This is a genomic window from Luteibacter sp. SG786 (genome assembly GCF_011759605.1).
Lineage (GTDB): Bacteria > Pseudomonadota > Gammaproteobacteria > Xanthomonadales > Rhodanobacteraceae > Luteibacter.
The window spans coordinates 1,519,750-1,543,093 of the sequence record NZ_JAAOYX010000001.1; the positions used below are offsets into that span (position 1 = coordinate 1,519,750).

General features: G+C 60.4%; 17 protein-coding genes and 1 pseudogene. 8 read left to right on the forward strand and 10 right to left on the reverse strand.

All coding sequences use genetic code 11. The features are described 5' to 3' along the window. Positions 1-46 precede the first annotated feature (46 nt). Positions 47-451, forward strand: a pseudogene (locus tag FHS47_RS20005) (hydrolase); the annotation flags it as partial. Positions 452-570: 119 nt separating this feature from the next. Here the strand turns inward: FHS47_RS20005 and FHS47_RS06940 are convergent. The 3 genes from FHS47_RS06940 to FHS47_RS19560 all read right to left on the reverse strand — a co-directional run bounded on the left by FHS47_RS06940 (position 571) and on the right by FHS47_RS19560 (position 1,793). Further along, a complete protein-coding gene (locus FHS47_RS06940; RefSeq protein ID WP_167024848.1) occupies positions 571-1,014 on the reverse strand; it encodes a MarR family transcriptional regulator in 444 nt (147 codons plus the stop codon). Between the two features lie 8 nt (positions 1,015-1,022). Further along, positions 1,023-1,430: an ester cyclase gene (locus tag FHS47_RS06945; RefSeq protein WP_167024851.1), complete on the reverse strand. Its 408-nt coding sequence runs from the start codon at positions 1,428-1,430 to the stop codon at positions 1,023-1,025. A gap of 225 nt (positions 1,431-1,655) precedes the next feature. Further along, positions 1,656-1,793, reverse strand: coding sequence for a hypothetical protein (locus tag FHS47_RS19560; protein ID WP_208381829.1), 138 nt, complete (start codon positions 1,791-1,793; stop codon positions 1,656-1,658). Between the two features lie 643 nt (positions 1,794-2,436). Between FHS47_RS19560 and FHS47_RS06955 the strand changes: the two genes are divergently transcribed. Further along, the gene (locus FHS47_RS06955; protein ID WP_167024854.1) at positions 2,437-4,635 is read left to right on the forward strand and encodes a hypothetical protein; all 2,199 of its coding nucleotides are present in this window, start codon (positions 2,437-2,439) and stop codon (positions 4,633-4,635) included. Between the two features lie 567 nt (positions 4,636-5,202). On the opposite strand, the gene FHS47_RS06960 is transcribed toward FHS47_RS06955, so the two are convergent. The 3 genes from FHS47_RS06960 to FHS47_RS06970 form a co-directional block, all read right to left on the reverse strand. Continuing rightward, entirely contained in the window at positions 5,203-5,856 is a 654-nt protein-coding gene (locus FHS47_RS06960) for a hypothetical protein (protein WP_167024857.1), read from the reverse strand. A gap of 372 nt (positions 5,857-6,228) precedes the next feature. Then, a complete protein-coding gene (locus FHS47_RS06965) occupies positions 6,229-6,834 on the reverse strand; it encodes a hypothetical protein (protein WP_167024860.1) in 606 nt (201 codons plus the stop codon). A 207-nt stretch (positions 6,835-7,041) separates the two neighbouring features. Beyond that, positions 7,042-7,815 (reverse strand): hypothetical protein, encoded by a 774-nt coding sequence (locus FHS47_RS06970; RefSeq protein WP_167024863.1) that lies wholly within the window; start codon positions 7,813-7,815, stop codon positions 7,042-7,044. Positions 7,816-8,279: 464 nt separating this feature from the next. On the opposite strand from FHS47_RS06970, the gene FHS47_RS06975 reads away from it, so the two are divergent. Together FHS47_RS06975 and FHS47_RS06980 are read left to right on the forward strand one after the other, a co-directional pair. Continuing rightward, positions 8,280-12,362, forward strand: a complete 4,083-nt coding sequence (locus tag FHS47_RS06975) for a type II toxin-antitoxin system MqsA family antitoxin (protein ID WP_167024866.1) — start codon at positions 8,280-8,282, stop codon at positions 12,360-12,362. Positions 12,363-12,381: 19 nt separating this feature from the next. Continuing rightward, the gene (locus tag FHS47_RS06980; RefSeq protein WP_167024869.1) at positions 12,382-13,497 is read left to right on the forward strand and encodes a hypothetical protein; all 1,116 of its coding nucleotides are present in this window, start codon (positions 12,382-12,384) and stop codon (positions 13,495-13,497) included. A 781-nt stretch (positions 13,498-14,278) separates the two neighbouring features. Here the strand turns inward: FHS47_RS06980 and FHS47_RS06985 are convergent. Next, positions 14,279-15,136, reverse strand: coding sequence for a LysR family transcriptional regulator (locus FHS47_RS06985; protein ID WP_167024872.1), 858 nt, complete (start codon positions 15,134-15,136; stop codon positions 14,279-14,281). Positions 15,137-15,223: 87 nt separating this feature from the next. Between FHS47_RS06985 and FHS47_RS06990 the strand changes: the two genes are divergently transcribed. Together FHS47_RS06990 and FHS47_RS06995 are read left to right on the forward strand one after the other, a co-directional pair. Continuing rightward, the gene (locus FHS47_RS06990; RefSeq protein ID WP_208381830.1) at positions 15,224-16,261 is read left to right on the forward strand and encodes a zinc-dependent alcohol dehydrogenase family protein; all 1,038 of its coding nucleotides are present in this window, start codon (positions 15,224-15,226) and stop codon (positions 16,259-16,261) included. 261 nt (positions 16,262-16,522) lie between these two features. Further along, complete coding sequence (locus FHS47_RS06995) at positions 16,523-17,788, forward strand: carbohydrate porin (RefSeq protein WP_167024874.1); 1,266 nt, start codon at positions 16,523-16,525, stop codon at positions 17,786-17,788. Positions 17,789-17,813: 25 nt separating this feature from the next. On the opposite strand, the gene FHS47_RS07000 is transcribed toward FHS47_RS06995, so the two are convergent. The 3 genes from FHS47_RS07000 to FHS47_RS07010 all read right to left on the reverse strand — a co-directional run bounded on the left by FHS47_RS07000 (position 17,814) and on the right by FHS47_RS07010 (position 21,594). Beyond that, a complete protein-coding gene (locus FHS47_RS07000) occupies positions 17,814-18,407 on the reverse strand; it encodes a cytochrome b/b6 domain-containing protein (protein WP_208381831.1) in 594 nt (197 codons plus the stop codon). Between the two features lie 74 nt (positions 18,408-18,481). Next, the gene (locus FHS47_RS07005) at positions 18,482-19,867 is read right to left on the reverse strand and encodes a sigma-54 dependent transcriptional regulator (protein WP_167024876.1); all 1,386 of its coding nucleotides are present in this window, start codon (positions 19,865-19,867) and stop codon (positions 18,482-18,484) included. Then, a complete protein-coding gene (locus tag FHS47_RS07010) occupies positions 19,864-21,594 on the reverse strand; it encodes an ATP-binding protein (RefSeq protein ID WP_167024878.1) in 1,731 nt (576 codons plus the stop codon). Before FHS47_RS07010 ends, FHS47_RS07005 begins: the two co-directional genes overlap by 4 nt. A gap of 116 nt (positions 21,595-21,710) precedes the next feature. Here FHS47_RS07010 and FHS47_RS07015 point away from each other — a divergent pair, with 116 nt between their 5' ends. Continuing rightward, complete coding sequence (locus FHS47_RS07015) at positions 21,711-22,811, forward strand: porin (protein WP_167024880.1); 1,101 nt, start codon at positions 21,711-21,713, stop codon at positions 22,809-22,811. A gap of 3 nt (positions 22,812-22,814) precedes the next feature. Next, positions 22,815-23,306, forward strand: a complete 492-nt coding sequence (locus FHS47_RS07020) for a hypothetical protein (protein WP_167024882.1) — start codon at positions 22,815-22,817, stop codon at positions 23,304-23,306. The last annotated feature ends 38 nt before the right edge of the window (positions 23,307-23,344 follow it).

Sequence of the window (23,344 nt, forward strand, 5' to 3'; positions counted from 1 at the left end):
CGGTGTTATATGGGAAGAGCGGACAGGAACCACCTGTACGCGCGCTTGGCAATCGGCCGATCTCGAAGGACTTCAATAATGCACCGCCACGCCGGTCCAGCATTTCTCGGGGCGCGGACTGGGCGATGGCGACAACAGCCTCGGGCCTCCTGGGTCATCCAGGACGGGGACTTCTGCCTGTTCTGGTGTCTAGGGCCGGCGCTGGGTCTTCGTACACATGCATCCGGAAGAGACCTTGCAGGCCCACGTCGACCTGCGCGGGCGATGGTTGTTGCCGATCCATAACGGCACGTTCGACCTGGCCATGCACGTATGGCACGAACCGTTCGAGCGAATCGCGGCGCTGGCGGCTGCCCGTGGCGTGTCGCTGATCACGCCGGAAATGGGCGAGCGGGTGCACCTGGAATCACCGCAATCCGGCTCGGCTTGGTGGCGCTCCGTCGTGGAATGAGCGGCTCGGGCCGAATGAGGGCGAAGGCCCCGATCACGTGATCGACACCCGTGATGACGCCGCGGCAGAGTAGGGGGCCCTTAATTAAGTCCCCTGACCCATATCTCGCGTTTTGCCTGCTAATCGGGCAGTTGCGATAGGCGATCGAGTAGCGGAAGCGCAGCCCGAAGCACGCCCTGTTCTTGCGGAGACAGCAGGCGGCGGATTGCTTCCTTGATCTTAGCCGTCCGCGCCTCGCGCTCTCGTTCGAGCGCATCGTTTCCAGCCGGGGTGAGTGTGATAATACGGCTGCGGCGATCGACAGGGTTTGTCTCCTGTCGGACCAGACCATTCGCTTCGAGCTGAGCGACAACGAGCCGCATCGTCTGATGCGTAACGCCGCGGCGGCCTGCCAGGGAAGCGACGCTCATTGGACCCGCGCGTTGCAACAGATCCAGGGTCTCCGATTGCGCCGATCGTTCCGTCCCCGTGTTGTGCCGGACGGCGCGGACGAAAGTGCTGACACTTCGGCGCAAGTCACGGGCCAACTCGGCTATGGCTTCCTGATCTTCCGTCTTGCTCATAAGGGCCTTCATCCCTGCCGAAGCTGGGCCAACACGCTGGATAGGGTGTTGATCCCCCAATGCTCTACATAGCGCCCGTCCCGCACCCTCACGATGTCGATCACCTCGATCGCGACCAGCTTTCCGGTGGCTTCCACGCCGAGCAACGTGCCGGTGTGCCGGCCCGATATGGTCTTGCGCGTGGTCACCTTATCGCCCTCGGCAATCTGGTCGTGGATCGACACCGTCAGGCCTTCGAGCGCCGGACGCAGAACGGTATCGAAGGTGTTCCACATGCTCTCGCCGTCGTTCGGAGCGCCGGGCGGCGCGGATCGATTTATGAAGTCCGGCGCCATCAGCGCGTCAAAGGCCGCTCGGTCGCCGGCGGCGATGACCTCTTCATTGAAACGCCGAACCACCAGTTTGGCATCGTGCATAGCTATCCAGCCTCTACCGTAAATGTCGATATATACAGTATAGCTGTATATTATAGACCAGGTGCCAGTAGCCCGTTAGGTGTCCGCCGCATGATCGACGATCGATTACGATGTGGGGCGAGAATCACTAAACGGTGTTTGTCGTGGCGGCTCTTGAAAGAAAGATCGTTATAGTTTCCGGCACGCCCCGGCGCTGGGAAGACGACCCTAGCGGTCCCGCTTGCCCTACGGCTCGGCTTTCCGCTTTTCTCCAAGGACTTCATCAAAGAGACCTTGACCGATATTGTTGAGGTCCATTGCGACTGCGGCGAGATTGAAACTGCACGTCGCTTCCGTGATCGCGCCGCTGCCAGCGGTCATCATGCCACTCACCCACTGAAAGAAATGCCGCCGGAGATGCTCGCGGAGTACGGCCAGCCGGATAGGGCTAGGCCCCGTAATCGCCGTAGATAATCGGAGGAGTCGCCGTGTGAGATCTAGGGTATAGCGACTGACCGGTGTAAACCTTTTGATACGCCCAAACGGCCAGTTGAATCGTCATGTCACTGCGTCTAAAACACACGAATTGCTCAAGTTGTTCTCCATCGAACTGACCCCCATGGGGCTTGCCATGATCACGATGCGAGTGGTCCTATGTGGACTGGTTGTCGCGATGCTAACGCCCGCTCAATGCGCACTCGCCGGCGATATCGCCAGCGAGCGATCCGTGGGAACTTGGTCAAAAGGAAGTTTCGCTCAAATCAGTTTCAAGTGTATGCAGGCGTGGATTTGTAGCGCTCCTGATGTATTGCATTCACCGGACACAGTCGTTGTGACCACGGGGTCGATGAGCGTCATGGGTACATGTAACGCCGCAGGTAGTTCTATCGATAGCTGCAACGCCTGTTCGTCGAACCCACCAGAAACTCCGTGCGAGTATTGGCTCGAAAAGAAGTAGCTTCTGACGACGCACTTGTCTTAAGGGGTTGGCAGATACTCGCACAACAGATGTCTGTAGGGCAGGTCCGTGCTGAACGTGTCGCAATACTGGCATATGCGCGTGCTATCGGTTTGCCTGATCATGGTAGGGACTGCGGCACCCTTCGCTGCCAACGCTGCAAACAAGGTCTGGGCAGAGTTCCCGCTGGGATCCATTGAATCGGGTATACGTGCGGAGGGGCAGGGCCGCCGTATCGAATTGGCCACAATCGGCCTTATTGCACCTGATTCGCTGTTCCATCCGCATATGAGCCACTGCAGCGAGCTAGCGCTGGCATCGGCCGGAATCCAACTTCGACTCAGCGTCCGCGAGGCCGATGGCCTGGACACTGTGGTTACCGACATGGCCGCCTCAGGCGTAACGATGACAGTGGAAGGTATAAACGCCCTAAGTTCTGAACGCATATCCAAACTATCGAGACTGATGCGTGGAGCAACTGATGTAGTCAAGGCAGGCATGAAAACCTGCATCGGGCATGAAGCTGAAACGATTAATGAGAAGATATTTGTCGCGTTCTCGATCCATGAGTGTGCCGATTACATCAAGCTATGTACCTGGGATATTCGCTCGCGAATCACGCCGCCACATTACGGAGGTGTCTTTGAGCGCGTGTACAGTTGGGCAACCGCTTCGCAACCAAGATCGCTAAATGAGTGGGTTGAAGCGACCGAGTCGGGAGACGTTATTAGCACCAACACGACCGGGTGGGTTATGTACCAAGATTGGCCCGAGGCGCCTGCTCAAGACATTGCTATTGCCGATCTTGAGCGACTAGTAGTCTATGCTAGGTCTCAAAACAGTGAGCGCATCAGCTATGTCGTTCCAGCAATTGCAGGCTTGCACAGAGAAACGGCGTTGCGCTTTCTGGACGAGCTATCAGAGCCATTCGCGTCAATGCAGCTGTTGCCATCAGGTGGCGACGTACTGAACTTCATCTCCGATGAACTAGGACGCAGTCGTATTAAGGATTGCGCTCAACTTCGAGGCAAGTTCAGACCGGATGATATCGGTAAATGTGCCGGTTTCGAACTGGACGACGCCGAGGTGTATCAGTGTCTCTCAGGACAGCGATGTCTTCCGAAGCTCCGAGATTCGGCATTCGCTCCACTCCTGGCGCTAAGCAAGCCATTGGATCTAAATAGCCTTCTGAAGAACACCGATATACCTAGATTAGGCATTGATATGCCGTATCAGGACTGGTTGCAAAAGGCGCAGGCATGTCGCGATGAGGCAAACAAGGAAGCCAGTGTTGATTGTCTCATGCGAAATACGATGGATAGTCGAGCCTATGGGACGTTCGCGTGTGCGCGTGACGCAATCGGTCCAGGAAAAGACAAAGCGCTTCTCGAGTGTGCAAAGCGCAACGTAGGTGAAGCCATGAAGCGCCTAATGGAATGTGTTGAGGGCGCAACTCTTGTCCCGAGCGATATGGCCTACTGCGCGGTTGAGGAATCCATTCCAGATCACTTAAGGGCGGCCGTCGATTGCATCCGCCTAGAGAAACCTGAATTCGACGCGGCTTCCTGTATCGCCGGTGCTTCCCTGGGGAAGCGCCAGAAGCACTTCCTCGACTGTTACCTGGGAAATCACGACGCACCAAAGGCCGCTGTAATGTGCGCCATCGCGCCCGATCTTCCTAGTGGCGCACAAATGACTCTTGAGTGTCTTCAGCCTGGGGTCAACTGGCAAAGCGCAGCTGCATGTATCGCGACGCATAAGCTAGCGTTAGATGGTGAATTTGGACGAGTTGTCGCGTGCGGTCTGTCTAGCGGCGGCACGGTCGTAGGCACGGTTACTTGCGCCGCGGGGTCGCATCTCAGACCCGAGCAGGCGATCGCGCTTCAGTGTGCGGCAACTGCCACGACCGGTCCGGGGTACCTCGTCTGCACAGGAGGTCTCCTGACGTTAAACGAGTATGCAAAGTGCAGAAAGACCCGCATTGGCAAGGACAACTGCTTCGGTGAAAACAACGAGATACGCCGCTTCATCCGTGCACTAGGCTTGCCAGATGCAGGACCGAACTCGATCGCGGCCCGGATGGGAAATCTGTACCTAGATATAGTCAACGTCCAGATCGCGACACTTGAGGGCGCAGCCAAGCTGGGCAAGAAGGCTGGCGAGGAATTGTCTAATGCCGTTGCGAAGGCCGGCAAGGCACTAGCCGATGGTAGCGAATCGATCCTCAAGGAAGGTGGACGCGTTCTGTGCAGATTCGTCGGATGTTGAATCAAAGAGTAATAAGTGCCATCGCTTGCGCGCTAGTTGCGACAACCTGCTGCGCTATGGCGGTGGCGGTGGATGAGCCATCGAAATCGGAGAAGGGCGGGCGGCCCCGGGTGGACAGGCAGACGTTAGCGTCGCTAGATACCCCGGCCTGTCAGGCCTTCCTGGAAATCTCTGTTGTGCAGCCGAGCATTGATGCGTGCGTGGCGGATCCGAAGAAGCGGGAGACCCTTCATCAATTGAGCGAGCGTTACATGAGATTTTTGCATCAAGGCGAGCGAGTTTCAGGCGGCGATCTCGCGCGTGCGTCACAGACTTGCCCGCCGACTGCGCCGGTGAACTGCGAAGTAGCGCTTGAGGCGCTTAACGGCCTGAAGCACCGCGATGACCTGCTCCGGGATTCCAGCTTGGCAGATCCGCCTACGATCTCAGCGCCGCAAAGGGAGGGCACAGTTAGTGATTTCTATGGTGAGAAGGCAAAGTAAATAGTTTACATAATATACATTATGCGCTCTTGTACGTTAGCTTCGCCGCGTGGTCAGGACTGTCGAGACCCGCTTAGGTGGCGAGTTATGGAGCGCGGCGCCCTTTCGAAACATCGGCGTCTCCAGGGATTGGGCGGTTGTCTGTCTCGCGAGTCAGTAGGTCCGACAAAGGCATAGCACGGGCGATCTGCAAAACGCGCCGGGTTTCTGAGGCTATTTCTTCCCGAACCCTAACCTCCAGTGTTCCGGCTAGATCCCTCAGGCGCTCGACTCTACCGCTCGACAGTGAAACGTATCTACCCGTATCGACAGCGATTGATTTCACTTCGGTTGGTGCGAATTGCGGGTGGAGATAAGCGAACACCTGATTGTCTTCGAAAGCGTTTGCCGAGTGGGCAATGAACTTGTCTCGCAAGCTCTTGAAATACTGGTGGGCCTTCTGATCATCAGGCGGCAGCCGCTTCATCCAGGCCAATGGAATAGGCCGGCGTACGCCTGAGCCAAACGTCCGGCCATATTTAACCACCGAGGCGAACGACATTTCCCCGGCCATCCACATGGCGTCAAGATATTTTTGAGGCGCTTGTTCTGGGGAAGGAACGGCGGACATCAACTCAAGGCACTTGCCGCACAACCGTACTACGTCGCGTAGATCGTGCTCGATCCCATGGAGGTCGGCCAGCCACTGGGCCTCTTTGATGGAAAAATCGACCCTGCCGGGTATATCAAAGGAGTTCATCGGAGACGCCCTATTATCGATAGCAACCCATTCTACTTGGCCTGATGCGGCACCCAAACGTTTGACACGGCAATCGTGTCGCGAACCCAAAATTGTATGACTCAATGCGTCGCAAACCGACATTTGTACGCTTTACTGCGTCGCGAACGGACAAGTCAAAACGCTTCCTCGCATCGTTCCATGGCTTGAGCATGCCCGCCGCGGAGGTCGCCCCCTACGCTGTCGAACTGCCACTGTATACCGGAGGGTGAAGCGAACGCTTCCCTGCGTGCACGGGATAACATCCCCCAATCGATCTTTGCTACCTCAAGGCGCATTTTCATGCCAAAGCTGCCGCCGTAGACCACTCGAAGCTGCCGCATCGATGAAACGTTAGACTTCTCCACTCCCGTCCGATTTCTGCTTATTACTAACTACGATATCAGCCAAGATCGTTTCGAATGTCATGAGCCCATCGACGGCATTATCAAGTGGCATAGGAGTGCCTCGGCTCAGTAAAAATGCCGCTGCCATGTTGTCACCGCCGAAGATCAACTCTAGCGCCTCCCGTAAGATTGCATCGGGTACGTCGTACTTAAAGATTCCAGATGTGCGCTGCTTCAAATATTCGAATCGGGGTGGCGTAAGCGGACTGCGCTCAACGGCATTTGCGGCAATTTGGGAGAGAACTTCCGCTGTCGGCTCCTTGGCGATAGCGCTAGTCAATCGCACTACATCCTGAGTGACCTTGGCAGCAAGATCTTCAGGCGACGAAAAGAAGTTGACCACATGGGACTTTTTAAGCCCAGCCTTGAGGCTACGCAGCATTTCTGCCAAAGATCCGATATCTACATGCTTAGGAAGGACGAGATGCGCCTCTTCATCTATGACGTAGATGAGGCTTCGGAGCCGAATTATTTGGGCCTCTTCGTATTCGAGATGCCTGCCCAGCCCTTCCCTCGCGTCAACCGGCCAGGCATTGGCCGAAAGCCGCCCCACCCTGCCGATTCCGGGAGGTTTAAGTGCGATGTCATGGACGCGCGAACAACAACCTGTTTGCGCGGACAGAAGGGGCGGCTTTCTGGAAGGTCATGGTTCGCGTATCGCCCGGTGACGCCGGACCTCTCCGGCATCACGTACGCAACGAACTGTCCTGCTTCTCGATAAACGACAGGCTCAGCAGCGGGCCGGTACAGCGCCGGACTGTCAGTGAACAAGGATGTCGCTTGCCGCCCTGTCCGGCAACGGCACGGCACCGTCGTTGGCCGCCGGCGTCGCCAATCGGGTCAGCCCTTCCCCATCACTGCCCTGCCGTGCCTTGCGCTTTCTTGCTGAGGCGAGCAGGTCGCACTGGTAGACGAGCCGCTCGGAGAAGCCCTTTGCCAGCGCCGGGCCGATTGCAATGACGATGCCCGCACCTATAAAGGCTCCAAGGACGGGTGACCCAGGCTCGACCCATTTGAGATCACTGAGCACCTTCCAAAGGGTCACCGTTGACAACGCGCTGGTCACCACTGCCGACTTGTCGCCTAGCACCGACGCCATCCGCGACTGACCCGCATCGAGTCTTGCGCGGTACTGCGCCTCGACGTCCTCGAGCGCATCATCGTCAAACACTGCGAGTGCCTCGACCTGCGGGGTGCGGTGATCAAGCCGGGCAAGCTGATGGTGTGCCTCATCTTCCGCTCGGTGCGCGCGGCGCGTCCACCGGACAATCAAGTCGGCCGACGAGTAGGTGAATCCGGCGATGATGCTGGCCAGGGCAAACGCCAGACCGGGCCATTTGATCCATCCAGGCAGAGGACCCATTGCAAAGCGGACTGCCCAAAGAACGAGCATCGTGGCGAAGCCCAAAGCGAAAACCCATGCAGCTACCCGTTCAATGCGTTTTTCGGCCTGCTCCTTCTGTCCGGGGTTTTTAAGCGGTCGGTAGGGCAACGCCTCGGACAGGAGGCGGATGATGGCGTGTCGCTGGCTCATGGGTGACTCCCCTGGGTAAGGTTTGCGGTGCACTGTGCGCCGCAAAGCGAGTGTGCACAGCCCCGTCTCAAATTCCGGGATTTGAGCAAGAGGTCGTCCACGCAAAGCCGGTAGGACGATTCCTATAAGGCCGCTAGTGAGTGGGGCGGCGACGGTCGGGACAGAAGGCTGCGGTTGTGCGACCCGGTGCAAAGCGACTGCTCAGGCCCTGCTTTCGCCAAAGGCCTAATCCTGACGGCCAAGGGTCTACCAGGCGCATCGCGCCTTGGCCAGAGGTGGCAATCCCTCTCACAGCGGCTTCTGGCCGCCGGGAAGGCAGGTCGTGCCGCCCAATGCCATAGAGGCCAACCTCGTCTGCGAGCGCTGAAACCATTCTTTAGAATTAAGTATCTAAGTTGATCAAGCGAGCCAGGCTTTGACAAGTTGGGTCAAATGTGAGGCTATTACACCATCATGGTGTATAAATGAAAAAGCAAATCAAGCAAACTGCCCCTTCGAAATCTGAAGCCGAGCCCATGACGCCGGCGGACATCCGTCGTATCCGCGAGAGCCTTGGCCTGAATCAGGTCGAAGCGGGTGAATTGCTGGGCGGCGGCATCCGCGCCTTCCAAAAGTACGAGAGCGGCGCGATAACGCCGGCGGCTGCCACGATCAGCCTCTTACGCATCCTCGACGCCGACGCTACGGCCCTCGGCGCACTAACCGGTATACATGTCCCTATTCAGCAGACAGGGCTTCGGCCCTTCGAGATAACCGGAGCGCATGTCAGTGCCCTAACCGATCGCTTCCTCGTTGTACTGACGCGGCGCCTGCTTTCGGCTGAGGCCGCGAAGAACCGCATCCCACCCGACAACATCCATGTCGCCTCGGTGCTGACGGCTGCAGATGGCGGCGAAGATGCACATATTACTTGGGAGAACGGCCCGGAGCGCACATCCTACCTGCCGAGCCGCAACTGCATCCTTCAGGTAAAGGCTGCCGCCATCACGCCGGGCAAGGCAGCGAAGGACGTTCTGACCGCAGCAGGTGACCTAGAGCCGGTCATACGCGAGACGCTCGAAGCGGGCGGCAACTACATCATGCTGTGCAATCGCGCCTATGTTAGGCGTGAAGTCGTGAAGCGCGTCACCGCCGTGCTCGAAGCAATTCATGCCCAGGGCGTTGCCGCCAAGGCCTCACAAATCGCCTTCCGTGACGCGGATCAGATCGCCACCTGGGTGAATGAGCATCCGCAAGTCGCCACCTGGGTTCAAGAGCAAACGCAACCGAGCCTCGCCACCACCTTCCGCACCTACATGCATTGGGCAGGTCGGCACGAGCATGAGACCCCGTTCGTCGATGACGACCGCCTCGCGGCCGTGCGTGCCGGCGTCCGTCCGGTGGTCGAGAAGGAGCGCGAAGTTGTTCGCATCGTCGGCCTGTCCGGCCTCGGCAAATCTCGCCTCGTTCTGGAAGCATTCGCCGATGACGATGAGACCGGCATCCGGACCGGCGACCTCGTGCTTTACGGTGTAGAGACGGAGCTTGGCTCGACCACCGTCAAAGGTGCGGTGCAGTCCCTGGCGGATCTTGGCAAGCGTGCGGTCGTCGTCGTCGACCGGTGCAGTGAGGAGACACACCAAGACCTTGCCGCGATGGTGAAACGCTCCAGCAGTCGTCTGTCGCTTATCACCATCGACCATGAGGTGCCCGGCGGATCGTTGGGTAAAAACATTGATCGTGAGGGGCCGGTCGAAATGCTGCCGAACGACACTCTACTTATCAAGCCCGCCAAGAACTCCCTCATCGAAGCCCTCATTAAGAACCTACAACCTGGGCTGCCCACCCAGGACGTGCGCCGCCTGGTGAAGTTCGCCGGCGGCTTTCCGCAGATGGCCGTCTTGAGTGCGGAGGCGTGGGTCGCTGACATCTCGCTCGCCACCGTTACGCAGGACTTCCTCATTGAACAGGTTGTCATTGGGCGGCGCGGCACGAATAAGGAAGAGCTTCTGCAAGGCGCGAAGCTGCTAAGTGTTTTCGGCTTGGTGGGATTTCGCGGCGAAGCGGAGGCAGAGCTGGCCCAGGTCGCGGCCTTGGCGGGCACTTTGCCGGAAGACCAGCTGAGGGCAACGTTCGTCGATCTCGCCCGCCGCCGAGTGGCGCAACCGCGTGGCCGCTTTGTTACGGTCCAGCCCCGCCCCATCGCGCACAGCCTTGCCGAGCGGCAATGGCAGGAATGGGGGCCTCAGAAATGGGACGAGGTGCTTACGCAGGCGCCGCCGCTGTTGCGTCGCCGTGCGGCCAAGCAACTGGCACTCCTTAACCAGTCGCGCATCTCGCTCGACGTGACCCGCCATGTGTGCCGCGTCGGCGGCCCGCTCGACTCCTATGACGCCATCTGTAACGGCGCGAACGCGAGCGTCATCGACAGTCTGTCGGAGATCGACGCCAGGGCGACTGGCGAGTTGCTTGAACGTGTGTTCGACACGTTGCCCAATGGCGCGCTGAAGGACTTTGGCGGTGATGCGCGAAGTGAAATCCGATGGGCGGCGCAACGCATCGCTTTCGTGCCCGCGACTTTCGAGCTTGGCGCTCGATTGCTGTTCCGCCTGGCGATGGCGGAAAACGAGACCTGGAGAAACAATTGTACCGGTCAGTTCAAGTCGCTGTTTCCTGCCTATCTCGGCGATACTGCGGCGGATGGGGATGCGCGCCTGGCGCTGCTCGACGACCTGATCGATCAGGATATCCCTGAGCAAAATACGTTGCTCGCTGCAGCGCTCGAAAGCGGCGCGGAAGTGCAGCATTTCTCGCGCTCGGTCGGCATCGAGAGCCATGGGTTACGCAAGGCGCTCGAACCGTGGAACCCGAGCAATAAGGTTGCGGTCGATTACATCCTAGAGTGCCTTGAACGTCTCCTACGGTTCGCGCTGATTGACGACACAGCGGGCGAGATCGCGAAAAAGGCACTCGCCAACGACATTCGCGGACTGATCCTCGTTGGTTTCCTGGACTTTGTGGAAAAGGCCGTGACGCAACTCGTACAGGCCCAAGGCCGCTACTGGCCCCGGGCCATGGCCTCCCTTGGCGATGTCATCACCTATGACGCCGCTGGCATGACGCAAGAGGACCTTGCGCGGGTATATTCGATACTCGCCATGGTGTCACCTGACGACTTGAGCGGACGGCTCAAGCTGCTCGTGACTGAGATGCCATGGGACTACCCTTGCGACGAGAAGCTAGACTTCAATGAACGTGAGGTGCGTCAGCAGGAAACGATTGCGGAACTCGCCGTCGAGGCGCTCGCACAGCCCGAGGTGTTAATTGCGGAGCTTCCGGCGCTAAGCACCGGCGAGCAGCGCATGGCAGGATCTTTCGGCACGGCCCTGGCGGCGAACGCGAACGACAAGGTTAGTTGGCTGTGGAGGGTGGTAAAGGCCTACCGCGCTGCGCCTTCTGGACGGCAGAACTCGGACCTGCTAACAAGCTACGTGGCTGAGTTGGCGAAAACGAAGCCACAGTTGGTCGAGATGCTCAAGCGCAGGGCGATCCGTTCGCCAAAGTTAGCGTCAAACGTGCCCTTGCTCGCCTTCAAGATGGACATTCCGTCTTCAGACATTTTATTGGTCTGTGAGGGCTTGAAGAGCGGCACGCTCACGTCACGAGCGCTCTATGCCTGGACGTTCGGAGGCAGGCTTGCCAAGCGTGAGCCCGAGGAAGTCGCGCCGCTGTTCACCGAGATCTTCGCGAAACCCGACCAAGCGAACCTGGGCTACGATCTCCTGGGGATGTACGTCCATTCGGACATGGGACGCCTTGAGCACCTTCGCCCGCAACTACGGTCAGCAGCTGATACTGCGCTCGCCGGTCAGACCAACACCATGAACGACCATCACTTCATCGAACTGATGAAGTGGCTGTTGAGCAAGGGGCGCAACGACGCGGACGCGCGAGCCGTAGCGCTATCCCTTACGCGTCAGCTCATTGACCGCGTGGACGAAGGATCGCTGGTCGACGAGCGCCGGATCAAGCCACTGCTGCCACTACTGCTTCGTGAGTTCCCCGAGATCGTTTGGCCCCTGATCGGCAATGCGATCACTTCAAACCCACCGGCGTCCTGGCGTTTCCAGCACTCGCTCGGCAAGGACTATTCTTTTGGTGGTTCGCAACAGAAGGCCCCTATCGAGGAGCTGTCGGACGACACACTGCTCGCCTGGTGCCACGCCAACCCGGAGGTGGCGCCGGCCTTCCTCGCGCGCATCCTGCCGCTCTTGACCAGCGAGAGTGATGGTCAGGGCAAGCGCTTCAGCTGCCTGATCCAACGCATAGTCGATGAATTCGGGGAGCGCGATGACGTGCAGCAGGCCTTGGTCGGAAACATGCATACATTTGGTTGGTCCGGGTCGCTCACGACCTACTACGAGCTGTACGAAGAGCCGCTAACGGCGTTGCACAAGCATGCGAAAGCGGCTGTTCGGCGCTGGTCCAAGAAAATGTCGGATTCCATGGCCAAGCAGATCGCGCGGGCACAGGACTCCGACGATGAACAGAGCGCACAGTACGATTGACCCGCCATAAGGGAGGCATATGACAAAGAGCGTTCTGATAGGGCACGCGCTCACCGGCGACGTCGAAAGGGCTGGCCGATCGCGTGATGTGGCGTCCGGCCTGATCCCGCGCAACCGTCTCAAATGGGTGCCGCCCTCGGTGCGCCTGGCACACGAGTACTGCTTCTTCTTGCATGATACTTGCGTTCACATGCTCGCCGAATACGAAAAGGCGCGTGCACACCTCGTGCGGTTCAAATTCCGAGATGCTGACGAGGCCGATCGGTTCGAGAAGTTGTCGAGCGCAGTCGGCTCGATAGAAGCGCTCAAACAGCTTGGGCGTTTGGAAGAGGCCAAACGCGTCGCCATCAATACCATCACGATTGGTATGGTATCGGATTGCCTTCATCACATCTACGAAGCGTTGCGTTGCATGGAACGACGCAAGGTAGTGGTGGCGTTCAACCTCTTTCGGAAGCCGTTGTTGGACAACTTGGTCTATCTGGCTTGGATGCTCGGAGATGAGGACGGTTTCTACGAGGCCTTTGCAAATCAATCTCCCGCCGGGCTAGCTCCAAAGATCGTCGGCAATCACCGCCAGGCAATCTTGCAGGCCGCCCTAGAGAAGACGGTACTCAAAAATGCTCTCAAAAGCGACTGGCTTCACTCCGTCCTATTCAAGGACTCCTATGAAAGAGGCCTATACAAAATCCTCCAGCGGGCCGTTCACCTGATAACTGTAGACCGCGAGGCCGTGCGAACGGAGCCGATGAACTTCAATTTCATCTTCAAGAACCACACTGAAGATGACTCCTACGAGGGCCTTTACGAGGTATTGCCGACCGTGCTGCTATTCCTGTCGCACGTCATCCTGGGTCTCTATGACCGCATGAAGAATATGGACCCAGGCGCGAGAAGTGCGTTCGAGGTTCGGACGATCCTCGGAATGTATACGCTTGGTGACGATCCTGCGCAGGTCAACGAGGTCAAACGGATTCTAGATCCCTTGGCAACGCTTCTTGCATGTCCGCAGTGCGGGACTAAGCTTGCTCTGACCAAGCACAACTTAGCCAGGCTGCTCATGCGCGAGTCGTTCCGATGCACTGGCTGCAGGGTCGTCACGTCCTTTCCGTTATCCTACCTATTTAACTCGTAGTGCAGTGCTCGATTGTGCCGCCTTTGGCCTCCTTCTCTCGCCTGTGCGAAGATGACAAGCAAGTAGAAAATGAACGACGGCGGAGCAGCGCGCGAAGAGATTAACGCCCACTGGCAGCTTGAACCTCAACTCAGTTTAATTTGCTATGGTGGAGGTTGATTACGGAAACTGGGCGTGACCGCTTGGGTGCGGAAGTCGAAGCCTGCACCTTCCCTCGATAACCAGCCCTAATCACCCGTCGTCAGAGGATCCATCGGCCCTATCATCGGCAGATCATATTCAACGTTAGCTGGCTGCTGCCGATTCATGGATTGCCTCCAATACTCTATCGACGGAAGCGCCTGGGCAACACCCTTCGTTCAATATGACGTGGTGTATGCCGCTCACACCGGCTCCGCAGGCTGGTCGCTAGAGATCTCCTGGGTAAATGTGGTATCGCACCGGCCGCCCCCGCTTCTCGATCTGGCTCGTGGTAGAGCGTACTGAGTCAGTAGCAGTGATGCCTTGCGTTGCCGACATCCCAGCAACCCCGCCCTATTCTCGACAACCTAGCCTGATGGCGCGATCCAGTTGCATCCGCACGGATGCGTATCACTTACAACAGCTCCGCATCGATGCGCTCGATTTGCCTCCCTGGTCCAGCCGTCAGATCACATAGCCACCAGAGACCTCGATCTACTGCGCGTTCGCCCATCCGCCTTCGGGTGACAGGCACGTGCCCCCTTCTCGCAAAGCGGCACGTGGTGGCGACGCGCCGGGCAGAGACGCCCGTCGCGCAGCATCACGCCACCGCGTCAGCGAAGCGCTCGCTCAACAGATCCAGCAGGCTGCGCAGTCGATTCAGCCGTTTCAGGTCCTTGTGGTAGCCCAGCCACGTGTCGCGTGACGGCGGCGCCTCGCCCAGGTCGATGCGGCGCAGCGTCGGAAAGGCGTCACCGAGCGCCACCGGCAGCACGGCCAGGCCGATCCCTTCGGCGCACATACGCGCTTGCGCCTCGCGGTTGTTGCTGGTGAACGCCACCGTGGCATGCGGCAGGTGCTTCTTTAGCCAGCCCACGTCGGGCATGCCGCCGAACGCGGCGTTCATGGTGACCAGGCGTGCGCCGCGGCCATCCTTGCGCAGACGGGCTCCGCCGGCGCTTGCATACAACGCATAAGGCATGCGCAGCAGGCGGCGCGAGATCACGTCCGGCTCGTCGAACGCCTTGATGCGGAATGCCAGGTCTGCCTCGCGCCGCGCCAGACTGTAGAGGCGCGCGTCGGTAAGTAACTCCACTGTCACCGCGGGATGCCGCCGGGCGAACTCGGCCAGCACCGGCGCGAGCACGTAGCTTCCGAACCAGTCCGACGCCGCCAGTCGAAGCTGCCCGCTCAGCGTGCTCTCGCGGCCGGCCAGCGCACGCTCGAAGGCGAGTGCTTCCTCCTCCATGCGCTCGGCGCTGGCTACCACCGCCATGCCCTCATCGGTGAGCACGAAGCCGTCGGCCGTGCGCTGGAACAGCGTCTGCCCTACCGCGGCCTCAAGCGCGCGCAGGCGCCGGCCCATGGTGGGCTGGGTCTGTCCCACCGCACGCGCTGCAGCGCCCAGCGAACCCTCGCGTGCGATGGCGAGGAAGATGCGCACGTCGTTCCAATCCATCGCCGGCTCCGTCAGTGAGAGTTCATGCATTTTTGCATGGATGGAAAACGAAAACGTCGATTCCCATGCACGTGGATCGGATCCATCATGGCGCCACCTTCCGATGGACACCTCGCCATGAACGCGCTTCCCACCACCATGCAAGCCGCCGTCGCCGGACAGATCGACACCCCGCTACGCCTCGTGGAGCTTGGCGTGCCAGCGCCCGGCCCGGGCCAGGTGCTGGTGCGCGTGGCCGCCGCCGGGCTCAATCCGCTGGACACCAAGATCCGCGCCGGCAAGGCAGCGCACGCGAGACATCAGCTACCGGCGGTGCTGGGTATCGACCTGGCTGGTACCGTGGTGGCGCTGGGTACTGACGTCCATCAGTGGCAAATAGGCGACGCCGTCTACGGCATGACTGGCGGCGTCGGCGGCGTGCAGGGTTCCCTTGCCGAATACGCGGCGGTGGATGCCGCACTGTTGGCGCCGAAGCCCGCGAATCTGTCCATGCGCGAAGCCGCAGCGATGCCGCTGGGTTTCATCACCGCTTACGAGGGTCTGGTGGATCGGGCCGGTGTGCATGAAGGCCAGCGCGTGCTGGTGCACGGCGGCGCCGGCGGCGTCGGGCATCTCGCCCTGCAGCTCGCCCGTGCCCGCGGCGCGGAGGTGTTCGCCACCGGCAGCGCCGCGCAGAAGCCCATGATCGAGGGCTACGGCGCCACCGCCATCGACTACACCACCACACCGGTTGCCGACTACGTGCAGGCGTACACCGATGGCGAAGGCTTCGACGTCATCTATGACACGGTCGGCGGCGCCACGCTGGACGCCTCGTTCGAGGCAGTGCGCACGTATCAAGGCCACGTGGTCAGCGCGCTCGGCTGGGGCACGCACGCGCTGGCACCGCTGTCGTTTCGCGCAGGTACTTATTCCGGCGTGTTCACCCTGCGCCCGCTGCTCACCGGTCAGGGCCGCGCCCACCATGGCGAGATCCTTCGGCAGGCCACCGCGCTGGCCGAGCAGGGCCACCTGCGTACGCACCTCGACCCGCATCGCTTCTCGCTGGCTGAGGCGGAGCAGGCTTATCAGCTGATCGAGAGTGGCAAGGCCGCCGGCAAAGTGGTGGTGGATGTCGCGGGTTAAAACGCGAGCTGGCGTTGGGTCATCATTCCTGTTGCGATCTTGCTAAGAACGTACAAGCGCTTAGACGGCGCTGTGTCGTAGCTTCTCACTGAGCATGGCGATCGCGAGCTGGCGGTCGTCGTCAGAAACTCCGGTGCCTGCCCCATGTTGCACGGCTTATTGCTTAGCTGGAGGATCAACATGGGACCCCCACGGTCGCGTCGCACAGTTCCGCTGCCTCCGGCCCTGCCCGACCGAGGCCCTTCAGGTGTAGATCCGTGGTTGAAGACGCTGTTGCAGAGCGTGATAGCGAGCACTGCCCTTTTCTGCGGCCAGGCCTTATCCGATGAGATTGACGACCAAAAGGCACGCCTCACCCGAGAAGGTGTGACCCCTGCATTGATATATGACGGAATCGCTGCCGCAAATACTTCTGGCGGCATCCGAACAGGCACGGCCTATGTCGGCAATCTGCGCTTGCAGCTTGCCTTGGATGGCAACAAACTGTTTCATGCGCCAGGCTGGACAGCGTTTTTCCAGGTGCTATCGATACACGGCGGCCAACCAAGCAACTTCGTTGGAGACGCTCAAGGCGTCAATAGCTATGCGGCAAAGCCGGCGTTGCGATTCTACGAAGCATGGGGACAGTACAGCTCGCTGAGTGGACGTTGGTCGCTTCTCGCCGGCCGATATGATCTCAACTCGGAATTCTATCGCCTCGCGTCCAGCGGTCTTTTCTTGAACAGTTCGTTCGGCATGGGGCCTGAGTTCTCCCAAAGCGGCATCGGTGGACCGTCCATCTTTCCCGATACCTCATTCGGAGCCAGGGTTACCTTCAAACCCAGCTCAAGCATTCTGATTCGTACGGCGATCATGGACGGCGTGCCGGCCAATCGGACCGATGAGCAGAACCGATTTCCTGGCCAAAAAGACGGTCTACTGCTTGTCTCCGAGATCGCCTTCCTGACTCGCCCGGGGTCAGGTGGTTCACAGGGCATTTCCAAATACCGGGTGGGTCGCGGTGCGAACTTCCCCGCTTACGACGATAAATTTGCCATCGGAGCATGGCACTACACCGGCACGTTTCGCGACCTGAGCCGCGTTGATAGCAAAGGACGCCCTTTGCAACATGAAGGCAGCAGCGGCGCTTACGTACTGATTGACCGAACCCTGTTCAGGTCGCCCGCCAATCCCAAGGCCCGATTGTCGGGCTTCCTGCAATACGGCGTCGGGGACGGGAGAATCAATCAGTTTGACTCGTTCGTCGCCGCGGGTCTTACAGCCTCCGGGTTCATGACAAGCAGGCCGGACGATACGTTTGGCATCGCCCTCACCTCTGCACGGAACGGATCGCACTACATCGACTCGCTGAACATGCAGGCGATTCCAACGACGACCGCCGAGACTTCCATTGAGGCTACCTATCTTCTTCAGGTGAATCCGAGGTTGGCCATTCAACCGGATATTCAGTACGTGATTCATCCTGGCACGAACCCCACGAGAGCAAATGCAACCGTTGTCCAGGTGCATTTTCAATGGATGCTCTAGGGGACATGGGCGCTGCAGTCACGGTTCACACCATCCTTCGCAACGTGTTGTCGTGGCGAAGGAAGTGATGCCATAGCGATGCGACCAGGTGGGCGCCGATCACCCAGTAGAAGATCTCCCCGAGTGCCTCGTGAAGTTCACCGATCGACTCATGCGCAGCATGATCAGGCGCGACCAGCGCCGGAAGTGACCAGCCGCCCCACGGCAGGCTGACAAGTTCGCCGCCATAGTTGACCTGGAGTATGCCAAGTACCGGCTGCACCAACAGGAATGCATACAAGGCGAGATGCGACACGCGGGCGACCATGGCCACCATCTTTCCGGGCGCGGGAACGATGGGCGGCGGTCGGGTGGTGAGTCGGGAAAGAATGCGGGGTATCAACAGGACCAGCACGGCAAGCCCTGCCAGATAATGCCATCGCATGATTGCCGGGGCTTCGTCGTCACCGATGTTGACGAAGACATACGCTGCCACGACAGCCAGGACCGTGAGCCAATGTGTCCATCGGACAAGTAAGGCATAGCGGTTCGAAGGTTGATGCATCGGTGTCACCCTCATGTGGGCGGCAATGCATGGCATGGGCATGCCGCGATCGAGCTCGGATACCGACAGGATCATCCGGCGGGCACACCCACTTATTGATCAGGATCAAGCAGCAGGTCAAAGACCCGTGCCGGGATGCGCGCTAAGTTTTAGCTAAGCCCCAATCGCTTGATCTTGTACCAAAGCGCACGCTCACTGATCTGAAGCAGCCGCGCCGCGGCAGCCTTGCTTCCGCCTGCCCGCTTCAGTGCCTCGTCGATCAGGTGCCGCTCCAACTCATCCACGTGCAGGCGCAGGGAGAGTGAGTCCGAGCCGTGCGGCATGGCTTTCGCATCGACATCGGCTGCGCCGGCCGTAGGCACGACTGGCGCCGGGCCAAGGCCCGCAGGCAGGTGTGCCACCGTGATCAGATCGCCGCGGCACAGGACCATGGCTCGTTCGATGAGGTTTTCGAGCTCACGCACATTCCCCGGCCAGGCGTAGCCTTCCAGGATCGCCAGCGCGTCGGGCGACATCCGCGGCGGCGTCCGGCTGAGTTCGATCGAGTACTTGTGTATGAAGTAGTCGACGAGCAACGGGATATCGCCATGCCGGTCACGCAGGAGCGGCACGTCCACCCGAACCACGTTGAGCCTGAAATACAGGTCTCGCCGGAGCAAGCCCGCATCCACAGACTGTTGCGGATCCCGGTTGGTGGCCGCTACGACGCGCAGATCGACCGGCGTGGCCGTGTTGCCGCCTACTTTTTCGATCACGCCTTCCTGCAGGACGCGAAGCAGCTTCGCCTGGAGACCGACGGGCATCTCCGTGATCTCGTCCAGGAAGAGCGTTCCGCCACTGGCCAACTCGCACTTGCCGATACGATCACGCAAGGCGCCGGTGAACGCACCCTTGATGTGCCCGAACAATTCGCTCTCGAGCAACTCGGAGGGAATGGCAGCGCAGTTGATCGGCACGAAAAGCCCGCTGCGCCCCGACGCCTCGTGGATCGCCCGCGCCACCAACTCCTTGCCTGTGCCCGTTTCGCCGACGATAAAGACGCTGCTGCGGGTCGGAGCCACTTGTTTCAGGAGATCGTAAAGGTCCTGCATGGGCTTGCTCGTGCCCACGAAGTCGCCCCAGCCACGGGACACCTCCTCCTTCAGAAAGCGGTTCTCACGCTGCACCACCTGCATCGTCAGCGCGCGCGTGACCGCCATCTCGATGGTTTCCATCTCGAACGGGCGGATGACGTAGTCGGCTGCACCCACCTTCATCGCCGCGACGGCGGTTTCGATGGTCCCGTAGGCAGTCATCACGATGACCGGAATATCGTTGTCGGCCTCACGCAGCGCACGCAGCAGGCCGATGCCGTCCAGCCTGGGCATGCGAAGGTCGGTCAGCACGAGGTCGAACGATCCCGTCTCGAGGATCGCCAGTGCTTCCTGGCCATCGCTCGCCTGCTCCACGTCGTGCCCCATGGATTTCAGGGAAAGCTCCAGGATGCGACGCATCTTCGCTTCGTCGTCTACCACCAGGATGCGTTTTGCGGTCATGTGTCAGGTTCTTGGTCGTTGAAGCGCAGGTTGAAGGAAGCGCCACCCCAGGCGCTTTCGCCGACGGTCAGCGTGCCGCCATGCGCCTGGACGATCTGCTGCACGATGGTGAGGCCGAGGCCGATCCCCCCTTCCCTGCGGCTGAAGAAAGGATCGAAGATCCGTTGCCGCAATTCGACGGGCACGCCAGGGCCGTCGTCGGCGACACTGACCCATAGCGCGTCCTCGTCACGGTGAGTGCTGACCCGGATTCGCCCACCCTCCCCCACGAACGACAACGCATTGAGGATGAGGTTCAGGAATACCTGCATCATCTGTTCCCTGTCGCAGCGGAGCATCACCTCTCCCCCGTCGGATTGCCTCGAAAGGGTGACGCCGGCGCGCTCCACACGCGATTCGAGCAAGGCGATGACATTGTCGACGATCTCCAGCAGATCGTGCGACATGAAGTGCGGTGGATTTGGCCTGGCACATTCGAGCAGAAGGGTGACCAGGCGGTTCAGCCGCTCGGTTTCACTGAAGATGAAGCCGATCAGTTCGCGCTGCCTCTCGTCGAGGTCGGCCTGCCTTTGCAATAGCTGGGCGGAACTTCGCAGGATGCCCATCGGGGTCCGCACTTCATGCGCCATGATCGCGGCCATTTCGCCGACGACGGCCAGCTTGCCTGCACGAACGATCTGCTCGCGTGATTGCTCCAGGGCCTGGATCATCTCGGTATAGGCGCGATGCAACTCGTCCACTTCCGAGGTGGCGCCGGACGGCATGGTGGGAAGCAGTGTCTGGCCCTGGCGGAAGCTCCGCGTGAAGGCCGTCAAGGCTACGATGGGCGATGCGATGCGGTCGGCCAGGCGCGAGGAAATCCACAGCCCGATGACCAAGGTGACGAGCAAGACGCCGAGCATGGCCCACAGCAGCGCCCAGATCGGGCCGAACGATACCGACGTCGGCTCGATCATCAGGATGTGCCACCCCATGCCCTCGAACGGCGGGTACCCTTCGGACGTGGCCGCTCCCACGAGCAGGTCGCCGTATCCCAGCCCTGCCCCGTCATGAACATAGGAAGCCGCCCCGGATCGCGGAAGCAGCCAGTCGTCCAGGCGGAGACGCGACAGGCCCGGCGCAGTGCGCAGGTTGGCCGACGCGCCGAGTACATGGCCCTCGCTGTCGATCAGGAGCAGATTGCGCGCTCCGTGGTTCACCGCACCATCGAGCAACCGCTGCACGGCCCCCCAGTCCAGGAATACATAGAGATAACCGATCGTGCCTTCGCCGAAGGCATTGGCTATGGGGCTGCGCAATACGATGGCGCGAGTACCGTCGCCCGGCGACACCAGCGCCATCGAAACGGCGTCGAGGCCCTGCCCCGGAACGCCGCGCCATCCCGACAGCCGCGGCGCATCGCCGCCGATGTAGGACGGATCGCTGGCGGCGACGACGCGCCCCTGGGGGTCGGTACACAGCAGTACGTCATAGACCGTGTCCTGCCCCGCGCGCAGGTTCGCAAGGAAATTCGACAGGCGCTTGTCGACATCCTTCACCCGGATATCCTGCATGACCTCCAGACCTCGCCACACGCGCATGTTCTCGACATGGGCGAAGAGAAAGGTGTCGATGCGCTGCATCATGGCCGTCGCGCCGAAGCGGAGGTTCCCCGCGATTTCAGACCGCAGGGCGCTACGGAACTGGAAAAACGACAGCGCGCCGACCACCGCCATGGTGCCGAGCATGGTCCATAACAGGAGCCGAAAGAGTACCGATCGTGTGGTCAAGGCAGGTCAGCTTTGCGAATGCCGGCATCAGTGTCGCAGAATCGTCCACGTTTCATCCCCCTGAAGGTATATCCATGAGCCGGTACCCGCGTCCTCCCCCGAGCCTGGGCGTGATCGCTCTCGTGGCGGCCCTTTGCGCGGCCTCTCCGGTCCATGCCGCCGGCACCACGGACGAGAACCCCTGGCAGCCGGCGCCCTATACCCTGGGCCAGGGGCTCTACTTTCCGGCCCTGGGCCTTCGTATCGGCGGATACGCTGATGTTCACTTCTTCGACCTGGACGGGTCGCGCAGCACATCGAGTCTCCGTGACGCCAGCATGTTCGTCACCAAGGACCTGGGCAGCCGGTGGCAGCTCTTTACCGAACTGGCGACCTCCCGCACCACCAACGTGACCGGCGCCCGGAATGAGGGGGGCGAGGCCGAGGTGGATGTGGAGCGCCTTTATGCCGATTTCCACGCCACCCCCTCGGTCACGTTCCGGTTCGGCAAGTTCCTCACCCCGGTGGGTGAGTGGAACCTCGTCCATGCCGACCCACTGACGTGGACGGTTTCACGCCCGTTATCCACGTCGGCGGCGTTCGCCCGCCACGCCTCCGGTGCCATGGCGTTCGGTACGGTCGGCATCAAGGGTCAGGATCTCGACTATTGGGTGTTCGCCGACAACAGCCAGTCACTGGGCGTGGGGCAGGATGCGGACGACGCATTCACGGATTACACCGGCGACCGCAGCCCGCGGAACAACTTTCGCCACGCGGTGGGCGGCCGTGTCCTGTACCACCTTGCGGGCGACAGCCTCAGCGTCGGCGCTTCGTACGTGAACTATCAACTGGAGACACCGCGGCACGATTACCAGCTCATCGGTGTCGACTTCACATGGACCATGCGGTACCTGGAATTGACGGGTGAAGCGATCTACCGGTCGGGGCCATCGCAACTGTCCGACGAACGCGGTGGCTTCATCGAGGCGGGCGTCCCCATCGCCGCCCGGCTCTACCTCATCGGCCGGCTGGAGCGATATCACACGTCGATGCCGGAAACCACGACGACGGTGCGCACCGAAGCGATCAACTACCGGCCCGTGCCGGGGGTGGTCCTCAAGCTGGAACACCGGAACGGGCGCGGCGGTGACATCGTCCCGGCCGGGTGGCTGGCCTCCGTGTCGGTGTTGTTCTGACGCATGCGAACCAGCAGACGCATCGCGCGTTACCTTGTCGGTGCGCTGGTCGCTGCCGGCCAACCGGCATGGGCGGCGCAGTTGCAGATCGCCGTGATTACCGCGCCTGCGGAACCGCGGCTGTCGTTCGATCGGGACACGCTGCGCAATGTCTACCTTAAGCGCATCTTTGTCGACGATGACGGCCTGAAGCTCACGCCGGTGAACCTTCCCACGGAGGCACCGCTGCGCGACGCCTTCTCTCGCGCGATCGTGCGCATGCCTGCCACGCGGTTGCAGGATTATTGGGACAAGCAGTACTTCCAGGGCGTCAGCCCTCCCTACGTGCTCGGTTCGGACGAGGCCGTTGTCAGGTTCGTTGCGGCCACCCCGGGCGCGATCGGCTACGTGGCATCGTGTCATGTCGACGCGAGCGTCCATGTCGTCATGCTGCTGCCATGGCCGGGGAGCATGACGAACATGCCGGCACTTTGTCCGGACCGTGCCGGCCCCTGATTCACCCCGACATTTCTTGCAGACAATTCATGCGCACT

What these genes read in the sequence shown, in the direction of transcription:
- FHS47_RS06940 (WP_167024848.1), bottom strand. Translation starts at nt 1,014, where the DNA reads ATGAGCAAGACGGAAGATCAGGAAGCCATAGCCGAGTTGGCCCGTGAC.
- FHS47_RS06945 (WP_167024851.1), bottom strand. Translation starts at nt 1,430, where the DNA reads ATGCACGATGCCAAACTGGTGGTTCGGCGTTTCAATGAAGAGGTCATC.
- FHS47_RS19560 (WP_208381829.1), bottom strand. Translation starts at nt 1,793, where the DNA reads ATGATGACCGCTGGCAGCGGCGCGATCACGGAAGCGACGTGCAGTTTC.
- FHS47_RS06960 (WP_167024857.1), bottom strand. Translation starts at nt 5,856, where the DNA reads ATGAACTCCTTTGATATACCCGGCAGGGTCGATTTTTCCATCAAAGAG.
- FHS47_RS06970 (WP_167024863.1), bottom strand. Translation starts at nt 7,815, where the DNA reads ATGAGCCAGCGACACGCCATCATCCGCCTCCTGTCCGAGGCGTTGCCC.
- FHS47_RS06975 (WP_167024866.1), top strand. Translation starts at nt 8,280, where the DNA reads ATGAAAAAGCAAATCAAGCAAACTGCCCCTTCGAAATCTGAAGCCGAG.
- FHS47_RS06980 (WP_167024869.1), top strand. Translation starts at nt 12,382, where the DNA reads ATGACAAAGAGCGTTCTGATAGGGCACGCGCTCACCGGCGACGTCGAA.
- FHS47_RS06985 (WP_167024872.1), bottom strand. Translation starts at nt 15,136, where the DNA reads ATGGATTGGAACGACGTGCGCATCTTCCTCGCCATCGCACGCGAGGGT.
- FHS47_RS06990 (WP_208381830.1), top strand. Translation starts at nt 15,224, where the DNA reads ATGGCGCCACCTTCCGATGGACACCTCGCCATGAACGCGCTTCCCACC.
- FHS47_RS07000 (WP_208381831.1), bottom strand. Translation starts at nt 18,407, where the DNA reads ATGATCCTGTCGGTATCCGAGCTCGATCGCGGCATGCCCATGCCATGC.
- FHS47_RS07005 (WP_167024876.1), bottom strand. Translation starts at nt 19,867, where the DNA reads ATGACCGCAAAACGCATCCTGGTGGTAGACGACGAAGCGAAGATGCGT.
- FHS47_RS07010 (WP_167024878.1), bottom strand. Translation starts at nt 21,594, where the DNA reads ATGCTCGGCACCATGGCGGTGGTCGGCGCGCTGTCGTTTTTCCAGTTC.
- FHS47_RS07015 (WP_167024880.1), top strand. Translation starts at nt 21,711, where the DNA reads ATGAGCCGGTACCCGCGTCCTCCCCCGAGCCTGGGCGTGATCGCTCTC.
- FHS47_RS07020 (WP_167024882.1), top strand. Translation starts at nt 22,815, where the DNA reads ATGCGAACCAGCAGACGCATCGCGCGTTACCTTGTCGGTGCGCTGGTC.